General features: G+C 35.9%; 11 protein-coding genes and 2 pseudogenes. 5 read left to right on the forward strand and 8 right to left on the reverse strand.

All coding sequences use genetic code 11. The features are described 5' to 3' along the window. Positions 1 to 255 precede the first annotated feature (255 nt). The gene (locus EG344_RS00110) at positions 256 to 2,049 is read right to left on the reverse strand and encodes an ABC transporter ATP-binding protein (protein WP_123907727.1); all 1,794 of its coding nucleotides are present in this window, start codon (positions 2,047 to 2,049) and stop codon (positions 256 to 258) included. Positions 2,050 to 2,534: 485 nt separating this feature from the next. Next, positions 2,535 to 4,973 (reverse strand): TonB-dependent receptor domain-containing protein, encoded by a 2,439-nt coding sequence (locus tag EG344_RS00115; RefSeq protein ID WP_228412816.1) that lies wholly within the window; start codon positions 4,971 to 4,973, stop codon positions 2,535 to 2,537. Positions 4,974 to 5,171: 198 nt separating this feature from the next. Between EG344_RS00115 and EG344_RS00120 the strand changes: the two genes are divergently transcribed. Together EG344_RS00120 and EG344_RS00125 are read left to right on the forward strand one after the other, a co-directional pair. Continuing rightward, positions 5,172 to 6,206, forward strand: a complete 1,035-nt coding sequence (locus EG344_RS00120) for a sensor histidine kinase (protein WP_123907728.1) — start codon at positions 5,172 to 5,174, stop codon at positions 6,204 to 6,206. Next, complete coding sequence (locus tag EG344_RS00125; protein WP_123907729.1) at positions 6,203 to 6,910, forward strand: LytR/AlgR family response regulator transcription factor; 708 nt, start codon at positions 6,203 to 6,205, stop codon at positions 6,908 to 6,910. The genes EG344_RS00120 and EG344_RS00125 overlap by 4 nt, the downstream gene beginning before the upstream one ends. 143 nt (positions 6,911 to 7,053) lie before the next feature. On the opposite strand, the gene EG344_RS00130 is transcribed toward EG344_RS00125, so the two are convergent. The 3 genes and pseudogenes from EG344_RS00130 to EG344_RS24455 form a co-directional block, all read right to left on the reverse strand. Next, positions 7,054 to 7,737, reverse strand: coding sequence for an MBL fold metallo-hydrolase (locus EG344_RS00130; protein ID WP_123907730.1), 684 nt, complete (start codon positions 7,735 to 7,737; stop codon positions 7,054 to 7,056). 332 nt (positions 7,738 to 8,069) lie between these two features. Then, a complete protein-coding gene (locus EG344_RS24150) occupies positions 8,070 to 8,375 on the reverse strand; it encodes a hypothetical protein (protein WP_228412817.1) in 306 nt (101 codons plus the stop codon). A 722-nt stretch (positions 8,376 to 9,097) separates the two neighbouring features. Then, positions 9,098 to 10,068, reverse strand: a pseudogene (locus tag EG344_RS24455) (DNA polymerase III subunit alpha); the annotation flags it as partial. Positions 10,069 to 10,426: 358 nt separating this feature from the next. Between EG344_RS24455 and EG344_RS00145 the strand changes: the two are divergent. Continuing rightward, a complete protein-coding gene (locus EG344_RS00145; protein WP_123907731.1) occupies positions 10,427 to 10,747 on the forward strand; it encodes a hypothetical protein in 321 nt (106 codons plus the stop codon). A gap of 47 nt (positions 10,748 to 10,794) precedes the next feature. Next, positions 10,795 to 10,965: a lmo0937 family membrane protein gene (locus EG344_RS00150; RefSeq protein ID WP_123907732.1), complete on the forward strand. Its 171-nt coding sequence runs from the start codon at positions 10,795 to 10,797 to the stop codon at positions 10,963 to 10,965. A 100-nt stretch (positions 10,966 to 11,065) separates the two neighbouring features. Here EG344_RS00150 and EG344_RS00155 read toward each other — a convergent pair whose 3' ends face one another. The 3 genes and pseudogenes from EG344_RS00155 to EG344_RS00165 form a co-directional block, all read right to left on the reverse strand. Next, the gene (locus EG344_RS00155; RefSeq protein WP_123907733.1) at positions 11,066 to 13,153 is read right to left on the reverse strand and encodes a type IA DNA topoisomerase; all 2,088 of its coding nucleotides are present in this window, start codon (positions 13,151 to 13,153) and stop codon (positions 11,066 to 11,068) included. Positions 13,154 to 13,174: 21 nt separating this feature from the next. Next, a pseudogene (locus EG344_RS00160) lies at positions 13,175 to 14,626 on the reverse strand (DUF3945 domain-containing protein). Positions 14,627 to 14,723: 97 nt separating this feature from the next. Further along, entirely contained in the window at positions 14,724 to 15,005 is a 282-nt protein-coding gene (locus EG344_RS00165) for a helix-turn-helix domain-containing protein (protein WP_123907734.1), read from the reverse strand. Between the two features lie 331 nt (positions 15,006 to 15,336). Here EG344_RS00165 and EG344_RS00170 point away from each other — a divergent pair, with 331 nt between their 5' ends. Further along, a complete protein-coding gene (locus tag EG344_RS00170; protein ID WP_123907735.1) occupies positions 15,337 to 16,230 on the forward strand; it encodes a cation diffusion facilitator family transporter in 894 nt (297 codons plus the stop codon). Positions 16,231 to 16,447 lie beyond the last annotated feature (217 nt).

The following is a 16,447-nucleotide window of genomic DNA, read 5'->3' on the forward strand; positions in this document are numbered from 1 at the left end:
CTACTTAACAGATAGCAATCATATCCACAAATGTTTATAAGTAAAGAGATGTAGTGTTAAGCAATTTTTCTCTTAAAAAACTGTTTTAACTATATTGCAGATCACTATTTAGGAAAAACTAAATATTTGTGATATATTTTAGTACATCATACCCATTATCACTTTTTTTATTTATTGGTACATAGGATTATGTGAATAGCCTATTAGATATTTTCCAATATACTTAAAAATTCAGCTATTTTAATCCAATTACTATTACTGCTTGATTCTGTCAGATTCTAAAAGTTCAGTATAGTAGCCTTTCTTTTCAAGCAGCTGTTGATGGGTTCCCTTCTCTACGATCTTCCCATGATCCATCACCACAATCTGATCTGCATGACGTACAGTGGATAATCGATGGGCAATTGTTATCGTGGTAACATTCTGCATAGAGATATTCAAACCGCCTGATAAGTCCCGCTCGGTAATTGTATCTAATGCACTGGTAGCTTCATCCATAATGATAACAGAGGGTTTTCTTAACAAGGTTCTTGTGAGAGAAAGTCTCTGTTTTTCACCGCCTGAAAAACGATAACCGTGTTCACCGATAGGCGTATCATATTGTAGTGGAAGACTAAGAATAAAGTCATGCAGCTTTGTAATCTTTGCGGCACTGATCAACTCCTGTTCAGTAGCATGAGGATTGGCGAAAAGCAGATTTTCTTTTATCGTTCCGTTAAGCAGATAAGGATCCTGTGATACGACACCAATAATTTCTGTACGGGAATGGGAACTAAGCTTCCTGATGTCGATACCATCAATATAAACAGCTCCCCTATCCACTTCATAAAGTCCTGCAATAAGATAGCCAACAGTGGTCTTTCCGGAACCTGTAGCCCCTATAATAGCAACATGGCTTCCGCTCGGAATATCAAGTGTTATATCTGACAACAGCTGCGGTGCTCCTTCATATGAAAAACTGACATCTTCAAGTTTTATATCTCCTTTCACCGTCTTTTTATTTAAAACAACTGCTCCTGAAAGCTTAAGAATCTGGGAGGGTCTATCCAAATAGTCAAAGATACGGGAAAACAACACACGTGTCTTACGTACTTCAATACTTGTACGAAGTAATTCCTGCAATGGAAATGTCAATTGCTCCTGTAATGCGATTAATGCCATGAGTGTACCGATTGAAACGTGATTTCCACCTTGCGTTCTGAGTCCACCCAATAATAAGGTGAGTGCCGGAAGAATGGTTAGCAGCAAATAAATAATCTGCCACTGCCATTCATTGGAAGTATGAGATCTAACCTCCAAATCTGCAACATCTTTTGATGTTTTGGAAAATCTTTTAATCAGGAATGCTGTCTTTCCCATTGTACGGGAAAGGATTATTCCGGGTACAGATAGAGTTTCACTTATTTCTGAAGATAAATCGGCCATCCGTTGACGCTGCTTATCTGCTACTTTTTCCCTTAATGCTCCCACCCAATTACTCAGTAACAGAGTTAAGGGAACAACGGTTAATGAAAATAATGCAAGTTTCCAATCCAAAAGAAACATTGCAATGACTGTCATGAGTACTACACTCAGATTTCTGGCTGCTTCGTGAGCTGTATTGGAAACAAGATCCTGTAATGATCCGATATCCTGAGTAATACGGGACTGAATTTCGCCTCCACGGGTATCTGTAAAAAAGCCCAATGAAAGGGAATGCAAATGTGAGAATAGCTTTACCCTAAGGTCATGAAGCACAGACTGCCCGATCTTTATTGAAAGTATCGTCTGAACCATATTAATTACAGCAGAAACTATCGTTATTAAAACCATAGCAACAACTAATGTCACCAACAAATGGATGTTAGCATGAGGAAGTGCATCATCTATGATACTGCGTAGTAAAAACGGCATTATCATACCTGCTCCTGCCCCTATCAGGATAAGCACTATTGAGCCTAATAATTTCCATCTGTAAGGTTTAAAAAAACCAAAAATTCTAGATAATGAAAGGTTTTTTTTTACGTTTTCGGATGTATTTGTTGTCTGTTTGTGAATAAAGAATTCCATCACTTTTTTATTTAATCTATTGATTGATTCATATATTATATTATTTTTAATATGCTTTATATTATCAAGTTCAATTTCAGTACAAAAAAAAGGAAAAACTTAAAGCTGGAAAAAATAATATGACAAACGCTGAATAATCCATGATAAATGACTTTTGTCCGCTTCGTAAACGCATACATAAAGGTAACTTCTTAGCCATCATCACTTCAAAAAATCTAAAGAATGCATGGTAAAGAATAAAATATATCAATTACAATACTCCCTGATTCTTATTTTTTGTAACAACCAAAAAATGGCTGAATCATTAAAAGTGATACAGCCATCGGTACAAAATTAAAATGATATAAAGGATCTTTCTATCCAATTATTATAAAGATAAATCATGCTACGAACATCATTACTGAAAATAATGTATAGCCGGAGTTACCATATTTATTCAACTCATTCCATAACTTAAGTACCTTCAATCTATCTACATCAATATTCTATTTGCGCCTTCTTTTTGACGATTTGTCATCTGCCTGATCGGAAAAATGATTTTCCTTTTCCTTTGATGCCCTTAGCCCTCCAAACTGCCAGCTAAACGTTAACGTTGCTGCCCTGTTATAAAATCTGTTAACCTGGGTACTTTGGAACGTAGGAGCAAAAGCATATACAGTTTCCCTGAAATTATTCTGAAATGGATTGATTACCGTTAAAGTAAGACTTACCTTATTATTCATAAAATCCTTCTTCACTGCAAAACGGTAAGAGTAATTAGCCGTATTTTTACCTTGCAATGTGATAAAACCATTTCCGTAATCTCCTGAAGCACTCAACTGAAATCCCTTCATCAGATTGATTGTATTGCTAATGTTTGAATTGAAAAATGCACCATCGTTCTTAAGTCCTAATGAGTTACTTCGGAATTTTAAATGGAAAACCTCAGCTCCCATATTGACAGTCCAAATTTTAATAGGATTAAAAACAGTGTTAACATTTATCCCCATTCTTGTACTTTCACCAATATTATCCGGCATGGTGTACGAGATACCCTTTTCATCAACTCTGGCAATCTGCTCTACCGCACTTTTATTGGAACTGTAATACAGGCTGCTCGTAAATAATGTATTCTTACTTCCTGTATAAGTATGGGAAAGTTCCAATTTTCTGGTAAGCTCAGGTTTCAGATAAGGATTACCCTGTGTAATGTTTAATGGATCCGCAGCATTAGCATAGGGATTCAGATCCATGATCCACGGGCGACGGATTCTCTCATTATAGTCTAATTTCAGTTCATGACGATCGCCTAATTTCTTTACGACCAATACATTGGGCACCCAATTGGAAAACTTTCGTGAATAAGGGGCGTTATTTTGAAATGTTGCGTTGATATCTGTATTTTCAAAGCGGATTCCTGGACGTAAAGTCCATGCGTCTCCAAGATCAAAATTTAAAGTAGCATAAGCTGAAAACACCTGCTGTCTATATTGCATACTTCCTGAACGGTTCGGATCCACAGGCAATGAACTATTAATAACTTCATATGCGCTCCTGGAGGTATTTCCCAAATACTTTATCCCTGTCTCCAGCGAAGTGCTACCCTCCTGCCCAAACGGATGTGAATAGTCGGCTTGAATGCTCCACTCTTTTTCCTTACTATTATTGGGTCCCTGTTCTGTAAAAGCGAGCTTACCATCCGGTTTATAATGTTCAGTGATGTAGTTCGAACCGTCAGAAGCAGAAGATGCCTGCCCTATAATCTGTAATTCCTGACCTTCTTTGTTAAATTTTTTCTGATAATTCAAAAGCCATTCGGAGAAATTGAATTGACCGCTTTGCTGCATCTTTTGTCGATACTCCTGATACTGATCTGCATGAATATATCGGTTAAACAATCCGCCACTTTGCGGCCACGACCCGTTCCAATAAGAATAACTTGCTTCCAGGGTCTGTAGGGAATCTATTTTATATTGAGCGGACAAACTTGCAGATCCACCCTTATTTGTTTGTAACATATCTGATTCCTGAAAAAGAGATCCTAGTTGCTTTCCGTTACTCAGGTTCGTCCTTGTAAGTGAAGAACTCGTTCTTTCACGTTCCTCACTATAGTTCCCCATAGCCGAAAAATTGAATTTCCCAGAACTCATATTAAGAGATAAATTACCTGTATGCTCAAGATTTCCCCCAGTCATATCCATTGTTCCGCTGGTTCCCTTCAATTTCTTTTTTGTAATAATATTGACCACCCCGGCAGCACCTTCCGCCTCATATTTGGAAGAAGGATTCGTCATCACCTCCACAGAGACAATTGAACTAGCAGGAATCATTTTTAGTGCTTCCTTCAGATTCTTTGCCATGATACGTGAAGGTATTCCATTAATAAGGACTTTAATATTGGAGTTTCCCCGCAGCTTAAGATCACCATTGGCACCTACAGTCAACATCGGTGCTTTCCGCAGCACATCTGCTGCATTTCCTGATTTATTACTGATATCCGAAGCTGCATTATAAATAAGTTTGTCTTTCGAACTTTGAACCAGAGGTTTTTTACGGCTTGCTACCATCGTGACTCCCTCAAGCATAGTACTTTTGGTATCCAGATATATTCTTCCGAGATCAAGGTCTTCCTGTTTGAGAGCTATAACGCCAGAATTATAGTCTTTAAAACCTAGATAATTAATGGCAACACTGATTGTAGCCATTGGTTTTACTTTTACTCTAAATATTCCATCATTACCAGTGGTTAAAGAGCCCACAGGTTTACCGGCAGCGTCTTTAATAACCACTGTGCTACCCGCTAGTAAAGTATTCTCATTTCCGCTTACAACAGTACCTTTTATCTCAATTTCATTTCCTGCTGTCTGCGCAAATACGGTTGTTATACTTAGCATAGCCATTAGTACCATTATTTGCCTCCACAAGCTTTTTAATAATTCTTTCATATGCAAAAATTTAGTACTGCAAAACAAGATCATCTGCAATAGGCTTAAAAATAAAACTGACAAAGAGGTCTGATTAAATGCCAAAAACCGTTGGTCATTTTAATTTTCTGGTTTACTTTTGATTTTAGAATTTTGGAGTACGTGATTAAAGCAACATGAACTTTAATAATATCATGATCTAAAATAAGCCTTTATTTTATGATGAATAATATAACAATCAGTATTCGTAAAAGATGGAGACAAGAGATTATCATCTTTTGTGCGATGTACGTTCTTACCATGCTCCACGAGTGGTTGTTTATCAATTCTCTGGAAAATTTCTTAAAAGGCCTTGTCTTTTTTGTAATTCTGTATGTACAGGCCCAAATTCATCGTTTTTTTATCTTCAGGTATTATCTGCTCAAGAAATATTTCACCTATTTTGCTTATTCTTTGGGGGTTATTTTGGCAGGAGCATCTGTTCTCTTTATTGCAAACATCTACTGGATACAACCTGATTTTTTTGAACAGGATGAACTTGCAATCAGTTTTCTCTACCATTTCGTTATCTGTATCATCAGTACTGCTACCATAATGGCCCTGTCGCTGATGCAGAGTTATGCTTTAGAAGTACAGCGTAGAAATATGAACCAAATTCTGCTTAATGAAATGAATCTAAAATTCCTTCATGCACAGCTAAATCCACACTTCTTCTTCAATATGCTCAACAACCTTTATGGAGTAAGCTTAACAGAACCGGACCGTACTCCTGGACTTATTATTAAATTATCTGAACTGATGCGTTACCAGATAGAAAATGGTAACGTCCCTAAGGTTTCACTGGCAGACGAAATCAATTTTATCCGGAATTATATTGATTTAGAAAGAGAACGAATTGGCAAAAGATGTGATATCCAGTTGATATGCAATCACTCCGCAGATGAAATGAAAGCATGGCAGATATCTCCTCTACTTATCATTATCCTGGTTGAAAACAGCTTCAAACACAGCCAAAACTTATCGGATTGGTTTGTTCATATCCACATTGAGCTAAGGCACGATAAGTTATTGATGACCATAGAGAATTCGCTGGCGGATGAAAAACTAAAAAAACCGTCTACACAGGTAGGCCTGAATAATCTTAAACAAAGATTGTCTTTTATCTACAATAGTGATTATAGTCTCAATGAAGAGCAGTCTGAATCAATGTATAAAACAGTACTTACAATCCCACTCCAAAAATTACTCATATGAACCAGCTAAATTGTATTATTATTGATGATGAAGAAGGTGCCCATCGCGTACTGGAGCATTTTATCAGCCAGCTTAAACAACTTAAACTGAGCGAATCCTTCTATACAGCTGTAGAAGCAATGGAATACGTGTATAATAACCACGTGGACATTATGTTTCTTGATATCAATATGCCGGGTCTAACAGGAATGGAAATGCTGGAAACGATGTCCACTAAACCATTTGTTATTCTCACAACCGCCTACAAAGAATATGCACTGGAATCTTATAAATATGATGTTGTTGATTATCTTGTCAAACCATTTGACCTTAAAACATTCCTTTCCGCAATTGATAAAGTGATCAACAGGTTGACTATTGCTAAAAGAACCTTAGAGCTCCCCAATAATGATGCTGACCATATCGTATTAAAAGTTGATAATGAAATCGTGAAGCTGGACTTTAATTCAATATATTATACCCAGAGTTACGGCAATTATGTGAAATTTTTCACTGCTAAAATAATGTATATGAGCCAGATCACGACACAGGACGTAGAAAGTAAACTGGACCCCAGGCTTTTTATCAGAATCCATAAATCCTATTTAGTCTCTTTGAAGGAGATTTCCAAAATTGCAGGAGGTGAACTATTTTTAAAAAACGGGACCATTCTTCCGATTGGAAAATTCTACAAAAAAAATGTGATTGATAGGATGAGAAACTAAATCTATGAAAAACTTAAAGCTGATTATTTCTTATTCTCCAGGACTTTTATGTTTCAAGCTATTACTCTTTTTTATACTAAATATTTATAAAATAGGTCCATTATATTTAAAGATTATTGCTTTAATTTTGATAAAATCTTTTATTAAAAAGTTGTACTGCATTTAGCTACAAACTGTTCAAACTTCCTATTTCTATTTTGCATCACAGGTCCGTGACCGAAACAGATAATAGCGGGATTGAGCTCTGCCAATTTCTGAAGTGACTGGATGTTACGTTCTTGATCTGATGTAAATATGTTGGGTGGAAGCCTTAGACCAGTGGCAGTTGTGAGGAGATTCATATTAGTTGCAACATCTCCCATAATCAGTAAACCATCGATCTCACGAAACAAAGATATGTGGGCAGCCGAATGTCCTGGTGTCTCTAAAACCCTAAAGTTTTCTATCATATCGTTTTCAACAACTGTATTTTCGACTTTATGTCCCTGACCTGCCCAATACTTTTGCTGAAGTTTTGCTATCCAGTACTGCGGACGAGGATAATCCTGAGTTACCATACCTGTTTCAGTTCTTAAAACCTCGCTAGGATGGCAGCATAAGGGAATCTCAAAGTCAGCACATATCTGATCACTACAACCTTGATGGTCTGCATGTGCATGTGTCAGTACATGTTGGTAAACAGGAATTTTCTGAATGGCTTTCTTTACAGTGTTATATGAACTCCGTATTCCTGAGTCTACCAGTACTCCCTCAATAATATAGCAATTGATACTGTTTCTCGGCATTAATGAAATTTGGAAAACCTCCGCAGCAACTTTATGTAACATTTTTTTATGCAAATCTATAACACTACCCAGTATTTTATAAGGACATTTGTCCTATAATACATTGGGTCTATGTATCTGTCCCTTTGCCCGTGTAAGCGATCGTTGCGTAATTCCAAGATATGATGCCAGATCCTGGGTTGTTACACGTTGTACAAGCATTGGCTCATTAGAAAAAACATGAAGGTATTTATGCACAGATGACCGATTATTGTAATTCAGTAAATAACGTTCTTTTTGGCTAAGCTCCCGCTCCATCAAAAGTTTTATTACTCTATTCCATGCGGGTACCTCACTAAGCAGGTACTGGTAGTCCGGGTAACTTATTCTATATATTACACTATCTTCAATAGTTCTGATACCCCGCACTGATTTTTCCTGAAGAACAAACTCTGAAAAGGATGTGACAAATTCCTTTTCAATTTAAAACATGTTACGTTCTCCTTTCCTCCGGTATCGACCGCATATGCTTTTACGGCACCAATAACAATAAATCCGATATAACGGCAGGTTTCACCCTTCGAGATAAAAAACTCACCCTTTTTAAGGTGGATAGGTTGGAAGAACTTCAAAGAAAGGTTGATTTCTTCTGATGACAGTTCTTCTGTTGAATATAGGTAATTTTCAAATATGTCACTCATTTCATGGTATTTTTTATTATTTTTATATTCTTCTTAGCCTTCTCTTGATTACATACCAAACCTCAAGAGCCAAAGCTATGAATTATTGTGTATTCAATACCTACATTTTTTATATTCAAAAATATTTGTTCCCGTTCACAGTTGATAAATAAAAAACCTCCCAAAGCATTGGAAGGTAAAAAATGTTTGTTCGAAAAATGAGTTTTCAAAAGTCCAAATATAATCTTACAAAGAAAACTAAGCTATGACTCTAATCATAATAAAAACAAAGATTTACTTTATTATCTCTTTTGTTAATATATCCTCTATATTTTGAAATTTCGCAGTGATTAACTTAAGAAAATATAAATTATATTTTTGGGCAATAAGAAAAGACAAAAAGGCATTATTTTCAGATTCTTTTTTATAAAATATAGGATTCATTTGTCTTAACAATATGTAGTTATTAATGCTACAAACTATTTTTATTAATAAGACCTTTTTTTAATCCTACTGCAGCAAAGCCAGCCACAATTACAATTAATACAGCTACTTTAATGTTTTTAGATGTATTTAAAGGAGGTTTACCAAATATTTTGTGGGGATCTTGAGAAGGCTTAAGTATCTTTCCAGATACTTAAGGACCATCTTTTATTTTCATCATTAACCGTACATCCGCTGATGTTGTACTAATAAATCTTTGACAAAAACAGAACAACTATATGGAGTCTGTAAAAAATCAAAAGGGCTGTATTTTCAGGTTTAAAATTGACCAGTAAAATTCTTGCTTCAACAAGCAATTCATTTTTAGGTTTTCCTGTAAAACGGAATATTCCTATAAAAATCAAAATCTGTACAGTTTCAATACCAATGGGGAAACGTCTTATAAAGTTCTTCAATGAGGTATATATTCCGTTGATTTCCCATTCCTCAACAATACCATGGGCAATTCTTGTTTCCAAACCTTCCAAAAGCATTAACCTCAGGTAGATATATTTTCCTTTCAGTATTGTTTGATATTCACTGTTGTTAATACACGGTACATGGATATTTCCACTTGATATTTTTACTTCATGAATATAAACTTCAGTTCTGTAAAATCTACCTTGGTTATTGATTACAGAAACCATAAATTCCAAAGGATAGTATATCCTTAAATACAAACTCTTATAACTTTCCACAGCATAAGAAGCTGAATGTACCTTGCAGAAAGAATATCCTTCGAAAGATTCAATCTGTCTGTATGCCTCAGGTAACATTAATTCTGAATGACGTTACATGATGTAAAGAAATTGTCTTTTACTTCCTGAGTTTTTTTTGATGGATCTTCCTTTTCCACTCGTAAGTCTTTGTAAAATATCATCATCTACCAGAGATAATCCGCCAAAGTACTGAGCAATCTTGATCACATTCTCTTGGTATACCATGATGCCGTAAATTTCTTTGAAATGTTCTTCAAATACCTGATGAAAATATCCAAACTGGTCAGAATGATTATTTCTGAAAATATACTCCCGCTTCATTACGCTTTGTGCGACCCCTTGGTCTAATAATAGAGGGTATAGCAACCAATGTTCTCTAATTATCACGTTTTAGTATTCTTAAAAGACCTGGCATAGCAGGCGATTCAATAATAGAAGCAACCTATAGTTCTTCCTATAGCCAGATATTCATTGGTCTTTTCTTCATCTTTTGACATTGATTTATCACGAATAATGTCTGTCACAAAAAGCATATCCCGAGACTGATATTTTTTATCGTAATCTCCTGTTCGATAGCAAGATTGTACTAAAGGAAGGAGAATAAAGAGAGCTTTTACTCATTAAGATTGTTGTTGAGTCAATGTAAGATGGCAGAAACAAAGATGTGAAAAGAAGATTGCACTCAAAAACAAGAGTTTTTTCATGATTATATATTCCGCAAAAGTAAGAATAAAACCACATGATATTTTACGCGTATTCTCAACTTTCGTACCAGACAGGTATGTTCTAACCTCACATAGATCCAACAAAAAGTACCACATTTCTAATAATGGCAAAAAAGTTGTAACTATTTAAAGAAATATTTATCGTATGAACAATATAGTAAAAATAGCATTGGCCTTGGCCGCGGGAAGCTCTTTGCTTTATCTGGGCCTGCGAAAGAAAAGCAAAAAGATAAATTTATATATCGCTCCTGACGGAAATATTTATAAAGAAAATCAGATTTATAAAAGCTATGATAATAAGTTTTACAAGAATGGTAAAGAATTCCATTACAAAATACCTGATTTATCTGATACCCCGTACGAAATCGATACCAATTACAATACAATGACAGCCCCTCTTCATGTGAGCTACAAAGTTCATCGTAGAAATCCAGTCTACCATCATAAAGGGCTACGGCATCAATAAACAAACCTAAAAAACACCACAACACACTAACCAAAAAATATAGTATTATGAGAAATTTATTATGGCTTGTTGCAGTAATATGCATCGTTATATGGCTTTTGGGAATGCTTGGTATTATCCCGGGAATGGATACAGGAAGCTTAATTCATACACTTTTAGTGATTGCTGTTATTGTAATCCTTATCAACATCTTTACAGGTAGGAAACCTTTAAATTAAGTCTATTTAATGAGAATAGGGTGCTTTTAAGCATCCTATTCTCATTTACTATTACAAATTCGAGAATCGGCACATTACCTATTAATAGCTTATAACCTAGTTACATATTCTTTTTAAATTCAAACGCTGTACTAAAATCATTTTTTAAAATTATAAATGCATAAAACTTCACCCCGTTTTTGCTCTCCATATTTTTAATTAATGATGTTTTGTTTTGGGTTAATAACAAAATAATATTTTTAATACTGAGTTGTACTCCACATACAGTTCTGAATAGAATCCAACCACATTGCTCATCAGAACATTTTACGATTTTTTCTTTGATAATAAGAGCATGTTGTTGGCATTTCGGACATTTTAATTGTGGGATATTTTCTTTAGGAATATAAAGTGATAAAAGTTCGTTGGTGATTTCTGCTGTATAGGCTTGGATGTCGTTCATGAATTGAGTTTTATTGAGTTCATCTTTTTCAATTCTATCCAGTGCTATTTCCCACTCTGCGGTCATTTGGACATTAGCTATTTTTTTGTCTTTGACAAGATTGTAAACCTGCAAGCCTTTATTTGTGGGATACAGCGTTTTGCTTTTCCTGATAATATAGTTTCTGCTGAGCAGCGTTTCAATAATGGAAGCTCTGGTGGCTGGGGTTCCGATGCCAATATTGGAGAGTGCTTTTTGTTCTTCTTTGTTTTCAATAGATCTGCCTGCATTTTCCATGGCTGACAAGAGGTCGGCTTCAGTAAAAAGTTTTGGTGGTTGTGTAATTTTTTCCAGTAGTTCTGTTTTTGAGATTTTCAGTTCATCTCCGATTTTGAATTCCGGAAGTTCAGTAATGACTTCACTTTTATTATTGGAATTTTCATTGTCAGTGAGAATTCCTTTGATGGCACGCCAGCCCGTGTTGAGTATTTTTGATCCCTTGATCTGGAATTCATAATGATGAACTTTGATGGTGATGTTGCTGACTTGTTTGGTACAGGCATGGGATAAGGATTCCAATAAGCGGTAAGCAATCGTATCATAAATGGCTTTTTCCGTAGCGCTAAGTGCGGATGGAACTTTCGTAGTGATGAGTAAACCATGATGGTCTGTCACTTTTAGATCATTTACAATACGCTTGTTGAAATTTCCGAACTTTAAAGTTGATATGGGTGGTTTGAAATGATCGGTTGCATTGAGAATTCTGACCAGTTCAGGAATTTCAGTCCATAAATCTTCAGGAATATACTTGCTGCCGGTTCTGGGATAGGTAATGAATTTCTTTTCATATAAGCTTTGGGCAATCTGTAAAACTTCATCTGCAGAAAGACCAAGCTTTCTGTTGGCTTCTTTCTGTAGTTCCGTGAGGTCAAAAAGTAAAGGAGACTGTTCTTGTACTGTTTTAATGGATACATCTTCTACAACAGCTTTTCCCTCCCGCTCTATGGATTTTTTGATTTGTTCTGCCTGCTTTTTTTCTTCCCATTGTAATAGTGAAAGGCTGGTGAAGTCTGTATATTCTTTTCTATGGCTCAGCTGAATCTGAAAGTACTTTTCCTTAGTGAAGTTTTGATTTTGTAGGAATCTTTGACAGATTAAAGCAAGGGTTGGGGTCTGCACTCTGCCTAATGAATAAACATCTTGGTTTCCTGCGATGGTTAATGCCTGGGTGGCGTTGATTCCTACCAGCCAGTCCGCTTCACTTCTGGCTTTTGCTGCTTGATACAAACCGTCAAAGGCATCGCCTGGTTGAAGGTTTTTAAAACCGTCCTGTATTGCTTTTTCTGTCAGGGAGTTTATCCATAATCTTTCAAAGGGTTTGTTGCATTGTATGTAATGATAGATATAGCGGAAGATCAGCTCTCCTTCTCTTCCTGCATCTGTTGCGACAATAATACTGCTGCATTGACTGATGACTTGGTTTATGGTGTTGAGTTGTTTTAAAGCCGAAGGATCAGGCTCATAGCCTTTTGTTTTCTTTAGTTTTTTTGGCGTCAGAATAAAAGGGTTCGGAAAGATAGGCAAAGAGACTTTGTTAAAGCCTCTTATACCATAATCCTCCGGCATTCCTAATGCGATCAGATGTCCTAATGCCCAGGTGACACAATATCCGTTACCGGATAGATAACCATCTTTCTTTTCACGGGCTCCTAACAATTGTGCGATTTCTCTTGCGACGCTCGGTTTTTCTGCGATGATTGCTTTCATATGATGGATTTAGATGATTAATTATAGTTTTTGCCCTCTTGGTTTTCTAACCTTTTTTTGCTGATCCTTCTGCTGTTTATTGGCAGGCTGCTGTTTTGATGCTACAGGTTCCTTCACATTTTTTGTAACTTCATTGGTTTTACCCTGGGTGTTAACCGCAGTTTGGATTTTATGAGCTTCTGTAGTTCTTGCCTCCTCTTTGAGCCTATTAGGATGATTGAAGGAGAAATCGGTTTTAAAGATTTCTTTATTGAAGGTAATATAGCCTTGATAGGCTTTACCTTTAGCATCGGTAAGGCCATCAACGTATACGGTTTGCCCGGCTTTGAACTTTTCATATTGTGAATCGTCCAGTTCTTTTCCTCTGAATATTTTGGGTGCTTCTTTATCTGTAGGTTGAGTTTGTTGTTGGTTATGATGATGTTGTTGATTTTGTTGCAGTATCTGGTTATTGTTGAATAAAAATTCCAAATACCGTTTATCTGCATTAAATTGTACGGTGGCATCGAACAATTCTCCTTTTTTAGAAGTCATGCCTTCAAGATACAATGGTCCTCCTTCCAGTAAGGTTTGCTTCTGATGTTCACCAAGTTTTATTCCTTTAATTTCATCAGGGATTTTCATGTACTCCGCTCTATAGGCAACCAATTCATTGGTTAAACGGTCACGGCTGATGACAGATGGAATGATTTCATCTGTTTTAGGATTGACAAGATCTACTACCCTGCCCATATTCCCGGTTTCTCTAAGGTTCTTTTTGTCTTCATCACTGAACTGATGACCTAAGAATTTATTATTGAGACTGGGCTCTTTTCGGATTCCGTGCAGATGAACGGCGACCTGTCCTGTATCTCCTGTTTGAAGAGATAACCGGACATCCATTTTGCTCACTGCAGTTCCCAGATTAATAGTAATTGGAATTAATGTATTGGTTTTAAAACCTCTGAGTTATGAATCCATGGCATTCATTTTTTCAAGTTTCTCCTGATTAAGTCCGAACTTCTCCATCGTTTTCCAGTCGATCTGTTCAGGCTGAAAACGGTACTCCTGATTGTCTGTGTTGTTGTCCATTGTATTTTGATTTTTTGGATTGTTGTTGTGTTGAGGTAAAATTTCGTAGTCTTTCAGCTTTTCTTTTTCTTCAGGAGATGCCTTATCGACATACTTCTGAAGATCCTTAGCAGTATTAACAGCATCATATTCTGAAACTTTGAAAAAGTTGAAATGCGTGGGATTTTTAAGCTGTCGGTAAAAATTGGAAAAGAAGTTGGAAAATAGATCGCCGTTCTTATCTACCCTGATCAGCTGTTCATTATCCTTTTTTTCTTGTGGAGGAACTTTTTGAAGGTTTCCATCTTTATCAATTCCTTTGACAATTTCAACCTGATGGGTATGAATGTTCAGGACAAGGAGTGTGTCTGTTGCCGGTTTGATTTCATTGGATTCCTTAGGATTTATCAATTCATCTTCCATTGTATTTCATTTAATGGAACCAAGATATAAGCTCAATTAAGAAATCCTGAAGATTGGAATGGTGATGAATGATTTGGCTGTGGATGTCTTATCATCGTCAGGAGTTTAAACATTCTCTGATCAATTGATGGACATCCGAAAGCTTATAATAGAGCTTTCCGCTGATGGTATAGTAAGGCAGCTTTTTATCAGTCCGGTACCGCTGTAATGATCGGGAACTTATTTTTAAAAGCTGTAAAACATCCTGGTTATCCAGAAGCTGCTCTCCGTCTACTTCTATAAATCTGGATTGGTTCTTAATCATTTGTTCTTTGAGTAGGTCAAATCTTTCCATGATTCTCTCCATCCAGGCTATAAATTCTGATCTTTCAATATTCATAACTGTGATTTTTATGATTGCTTGTGATGTAAAATTGAACAAGAGAAATCAAATAAAATCACTACTTTTTCATAGTACCGAAAAAGATTTTTACTTATTTTTTTAATAGCTTTTAAGAATGGTTGATATCTAGATCCATAAGATAATAATGGAAGAGAAAAAATTATTTTAATTCGAAAATTCAATTCTAAGTATCTGTTCAGATATTTTTTATTTTGAAACAAAAGCCATAATTTTATTAATGATTTAAATACATCAGCTCATATAGGGAATCTATCTGTTTTAATGTATTGAAGTAATTTTATTGTTCTCTTATTAATATCCATCATTAATGGCCAATAATCGCAAATCAATTTACAGTGCACTTGCCGCTAACCTACTGATCGCTTTGACAAAGTTTATTGCAGGGGCATTTACCAATAGTTCTTCCATGATATCTGAAGGAATCCATTCAACAGTAGATACCGCGAATCAGCTGTTGCTTTTATATGGAATCAAAAGGAGCAGGAAACCTGCAGATGAGTCTCATCCATTTGGGTATGGCAAGGAGCTCTATTTCTGGTCCTTCGTGGTTTCAATTCTTATATTTGGTTTAGGGGGCGCTTTATCTATCTATCAGGGAATTTTACACATTATGGAACCTGAGGTAATGAAAGATCCATTCTGGAATTATATTGTATTGATACTTTCCCTTATTTTCGAGGGGACCTCTTTGTTTATCGCTGTAAAAGAATTTAACAAGACTCGCAACGGCTTGAGATGGTGGGATGCAATCATCAAAAGCAAAGATCCGGGAAGCTTTCTTGTGGTTTTTGAAGATGGTGCCGCAGTAGCCGGTCTGCTTGTTGTTATGATATTAATGGGGATCAGCCATTGGTTACGAATTCCGGAATTGGATGGGCTGGCATCGGTAATCGTAGGGTTAATACTGGTTTTTGTATCGCTTATTCTGGCCAGGGAAAGCAGAAGCCTGCTGATGGGTGAAGGCATAGCACCTGAAACAAGAGAAAAGATTGCTAAACTGGCTGAAAAAGATACTGCTGTTATCAGAACAAAAAGTATACTCTCTACGTACCAGTCACCTGAAGAAGTAGTACTGATGCTGATCATCGATTTCGAAGATCATCTGGATACAGAAGAGATCACAGAGGCCATACACCGTATTCGTGACCATATTAAAAATGAATTCCCATTCGTAAGGTTCGTTATCATTCAGCCGGAATAACTCATTATAGTATATGATCTTGAGAATTTTTAATTTTCATCCGTTATTCCATACATAAACAATTATTATATATGTACCTTAATATTACAAAATATGAAAGTATTGATATAACTTTAAAAAATTCTTGCAAGTATGATATTTCTTTTCAACGGACGAAAAAAAGTTATCTGTATGCCATGATCAGCTTAATCAGATAATTATCTAACAAACCAAAAAA

Source organism: Chryseobacterium sp. G0162 (assembly GCF_003815715.1).
GTDB lineage: Bacteria > Bacteroidota > Bacteroidia > Flavobacteriales > Weeksellaceae > Chryseobacterium.